Origin of the sequence: Caballeronia sp. ATUFL_F1_KS39 (genome assembly GCF_023630985.1) — a bacterium.
GTDB lineage: Bacteria > Pseudomonadota > Gammaproteobacteria > Burkholderiales > Burkholderiaceae > Caballeronia > Caballeronia zhejiangensis.
Genome location: NZ_JALQDZ010000067.1, coordinates 1 through 4,704 on the forward strand (window position 1 = coordinate 1; position 4,704 = coordinate 4,704).

Annotated in this window: 2 protein-coding genes; both read right to left on the bottom strand. The window is 63.8% G+C overall.

The genetic code is table 11. The features are described from left to right. The coding region (locus tag NCR93_RS31565) for a DUF6531 domain-containing protein (RefSeq protein WP_250532462.1) at positions 1 to 2,802 on the bottom strand (2,802 nt) is incomplete at its 3' end. A 33-nt stretch (positions 2,803 to 2,835) separates the two neighbouring features. Continuing rightward, positions 2,836 to 4,704 (bottom strand): DUF2345 domain-containing protein (locus NCR93_RS31570; protein WP_250532463.1); only part of this gene is annotated, 1,869 nt, incomplete at its 5' end.

Consider the following 4,704-nt stretch of genomic DNA (forward strand, 5'->3'; position numbering starts at 1 on the left):
GATCTTTCGCGCGAGCAATCGGCCCATCGGATCGCGCTCGTAACGCGTCTCGACCCCGGCTTCGGTCGAGGCCGCGAGCCGTCCGGCGTCGTCCCATTCGTAGCTGATGCTGCGCCCATCGAAGCCGGTCTGTTCGATCAACTGCCCGAGCGCGTCGTAACGGAAGGTCGTCGACTCGTTGTTTTCGTTGCGCAGCGAGGCGAGCCGGCCCTGTTTGTCATAGCCGTAGCCGATCCATTGGCCCAAGGTTCCGGGAACAACAATCGTGCGGCGAGAGTGCAATTCATTGAGCTGACCGTACCCGTATAGCGTCTCCGTGCCCGCGCCGTCACGGTACGTCAACAGGTTGCCGTTGCCGTCCCATGTGAACTTTTCTTCCGTGCCGTCCGCGCGCGTGATGCGCTGAATCTGGCCGCGCGCATCGCGCCGGTAGACCGTTTCGTTGCCTTCTGCATCGGTCACGCGCGACAGAAACCCCCGCTCGTCGTAGGAATACAGCGTCGCGTTGCCCGAGCAGTCGGTCGCCCTCATGAGACGGCCGCCGTTGTCATAGTCGAACTGGCGCGCGCCGCCCTTCGGATCGGTCAGCGAAATCAGCCGGCCGCGTGCGTTCCACGAATATTGGGTCGTTCGGCCCGCCGCGTCGGTGACGGCAACCGGTCGGCCGAGCGCGTCGTAATCGGTCGTGCTCACGTCGCCGGTCGGACTCGTCACCTTCACCGGCAAGCCCGCGTCGTTGTACTCGGTACGCGTGGTCTGCGAGAGGGCGTCGGTGACGGCGCTTACACGCCCTTGCTCGTCGTATTCGAAGCGCTGCACCTGACCGAGCGCGTTCTTCGTGCTGACGAGTTGATTGTTCTCGTTCCAGTTGAACGCGTCGCTGGTTCCGTCCGGATGCTCGTCCAGAATGATGCGGTTGTGCTGGTCGTATCGATGAATCGTGGCGTTGCCTTCGCCGTCCGTGACTTTGGTGTACCAGTGCTCGCGGTGATATTCGAAGCGCGTGTCCTCTTTCGGGGCCAGCGCGTGAACGTTCATTTCGCGGTCGAGGATTGTGTCCTTGGCGATCCACGTCCGCACGCAGCGCGATTGCGCGGACGTTGCCGCGCTTCGGCCCAACGCGTCCCATTCGAGATTGGCCGGGTTGCCGTTGAAGTCCGTGTAGCGCGTAAGGAGGTGATGCTGATAGACATACGTGCGCGCGTGATGAAGTACGTCGCGGTGCTCGATCAGATCGCCTTCTGGACTGTACGTGTACTGCGCGATCGCCTCGTCGCGGCTGCCGTGCAAGCCGATCCGATAGATTGCCGCCACACGCCCGTTCACGTTCTCGATACGGATCGTGTTCTCCGCGCCGTCGGTGATGCCGGTCAGTTCGTCCTTGTCGTTGTAGCTCAACGTCAGCCCGAGACCGTCGCGGCCTGTGCGGCCGACGAGCCGGTAGCGTGACGTCTTCACGGTGCGGCTTTGCTCGTAGACCTCGCGCGAGCCATCGGGATAGGCGAGTTGCAGAGTGCGCGCATCGACTCGGCTGATGGTGAGCTGCTCGCTCGGCACCTCGATCGAATCGCCGACCGGGACGGCGGGCAGCGGCACCGCGCGCGCGTCCGGATCGAAGAAGGTCAGCGCGCCGCTGTCGTGCTCGTCGATCGACAGGTGATAGGGGCTCGTCCAGCGCGCACCGAGCGGGCTTGCATCGTAAGCGCAAAGGCTCGACCGATAGCGCCGCGTCCAGACGATCGGCGTCACGCCATCGAGCGCGAAGTCGGTCTGTTCGAGGTTCTCGTCGCCCATCGCGTAGTTGACCGGCCTCTTGCTCGCCGTTGCCGGACACCCACAGCCGTCCTTCGCGGGCAGGTCGCTGGGCTTTGCGCCTTTCTGCGTGGTCTCGCGATGTTCGCCAGGCTTGGTGTGCGGCTTTTTCATCGTGCCGGGCGCGGCGTGCGCGGTATGCGAGGGAATGCCGCGCGCCTTGCGCCGCTTGATTTCCGCTACGACCTGAGCGGCCATGAAGATCAGAGTGCCGGCCGTGGCCGCATCGCCGAATGCCTGCTTGAGCATCGCGCTGCGGTTGGCGTCGAAGGCATCGAGCCATTTCAGGATCGTGTCGCGCTGGCCCGAGAGCTTCAGCAATTCATCGATGCCATGCAGGGTGACTTCTTCACCGGTCGGCAACCACGACAGAAAGCCCGTGTTCTCCTTGATGAGACCCATTTGCTTGCCGGCCGACACAGGGTCTTTCACGAAGCTGCGCACGGTGCGCGATGCATTTGCAATTCCGGCGTCGATCTCGGAACGCCACCCCTTCAGTTTCTCGTCGAGTTGCTCCATAAAGGCGATCGCGTCGCCGCCCGCTGTCGCCCAGAACAGATCGACCAGCACGGCCGCCGCCGCGCCCTTGGCGAACGCGAGCAGCACTTCCTTGACGACCGCGCGCGCGGGACGGCTCGCGTTGCCTGCCGCTGGAATCACGCCGATGGCGTCGATGGCGAGAATGCCCCATGCCGTAAAACTCTTCGACTCACCCGGCTTGCTGCAAATGCGGTAGATGTCCGTGCCTACGTCATACAACGACATGGCGTTGCCCACGACAGGCAGCATGTAAAGGCACTGGACGAAGATTTCCTGACTGTGGTTCTTGACCGAATCGACGGTGGCCTGCGTGAGCTTCGGCCGGGTCTTCGGCGTCGGGTTGGCGGGCGTGATTTCGTAAGTAATGACGCGCCGCTCTTCGGCATTCTGTTTGATGGCCGGCGCGATCTGTCGCGGCGCGGGCTTGCTCGGTGTTGCGGGTGTAGACATTTCTTGTTGGTTCTTATGCGTGAATAGTGCGAGTTACTTCGACGTCAGGGACTTGGCGAGCGTCGGCGTGGATTGCTGTCCCATGCCCGTCAGTGGCGTCCCGGCCGCGCGTTGCGTGACCTGGCCGAGTGGCTGACCCATCGAGCCAATGGCGGCTTGCGTAACGGTTTGCGCTGCCGTGTGGAGCGCTGCGCCCGCACCGCCTGTAAGTGCAGCAACCGATGCCGCTTGTCCAGCGAGCGCTGGTAAAGCGTTCTGCACAGCCGCCATTGCGGGACCGGTCAAGCTCGGCAACGCCACGTCCGCACCTTCTGTTGGCGTCTGGGCGACGCCTGCGGGGTGCGTCCATCTGCGCTTGTCGTCTTTGATCGAATAACCATCCTCGAAATACTCGATACGCCCGCCGCCGCGCGGCACGTTCGCGAGCATCCCTTTGCCGTTCTCGTCGAGCGTGCCCCATCTGAATGAGCCGTCCGGATACGCCACGCGATACGGCGCGTTCTTGACCGGCTCGCCGTTCGGATAGGCGTGCCAAAGCTGCATGCCGGTCGGCTCCTGCTTCGGCATGAGCGGCAGCGCGCTTTGCTTGGTGGCCGATTCACGCACGCGCATCGGTCCCTTCAGGATGATTTCCGGGCCGCCAAATTCCACGCCCGTACTTGTCAATTTGACGTACGCGCCGCCGCAATAGAGCGTCAGTTCCTTCCTGGCGTTGAGCGTGATCGCGTCTTCCGTGCTCGCGATCGTCACGCCCTTGAGCGCGGCGAGATTGAGCGCGTCGCCTTGCGCCTGCACGTCGATCTTGCCCTCGGCGGCCGTCACCTTGACGCCCTGTGTATTGGCGAAGAGCGACACGGCATTGCCCGCCGCGACGGTGTAATTGCCGCCGATCGCGGCGTCTGCGTTGCCGCCGGTGCTGGTGAAGAGATGCCCGCCCGCGGCCAGTTGCATGTGTTCGCCGCTCGTGAGCGCAACGCCATGCGGCGCGGATGCGAGGATGACCGCCTGCTGCAAGTCCTTGAGTTGCGTTTCCAGCAGCGACTTCTGCGCTTCGCACGCGGCGACCACGGCCTTGGCCTTGTTGACCGCATCGGAAAGGCTCTGCATCCGGGCTTGCGCCGCCTGCAATTGCGTGAGCGCCGCGCTCATGTCGAGCGTCTGACCGCCCGCGGTCTTCTGCGCATCGGCGGAAAGGAATAGTCCTTTACCGGCGCGAAGCGCTCCCCACGAATCGGAGCGAAGCTCATAGCCTTCGCCGCGCTTCTGCCTTTCGGCGTTGACGATGTAGCCCAGGTTCAGTTGCGTCTTGCCGCCGTACTCGGTGGCGAGCTTCACGCCTTCCTTGCCTTCGGCGTCTTCGAGCCTGAGCTTGTTGTTGCGGATGGTGCGAATGGTGTTACGCGTGTTCCATCCGTTGCGGCCGTGAATCAGGTCGGTCGCGTGGCTGTGGTGGTGAGCGTGGGCGATATAAGGACACCGCGGATCGCCGCCCGCGAAGGCTATGCCGACCTCGGTATCGCGTAGGAGCGGCAGGTGAAAGCCCGTCTGATTCGCGCCCGCGAACGGTTTCGCGAGCCGCAGGCGAACGCTCTCGCCGCCTCTGGGCCATTGATCGGTGTCGAAGTCGAAGCGCACGGTGTAGTGGCCGTTCTCGTCCAGCTCGGCGTAATCGCTGTCGTCACGCGTGGTAACACGCGCGCTCAACGTGCCGACGATCTTCGGCCACGAGTGCTCCTGCATCGGAATCCGGTAGGGGCGGTCGGCAGGAATGGCCCGGAACGTGTTGTGATACGACTTGTCGCGTCCGGCTTCGTGGATCACGTCCGACAGCACCATGCCATGCGGCGCATCGGGCAGCTTCTCGTCGAGCCGCACCACCAGCCCCGGACCGAACGCCGACAC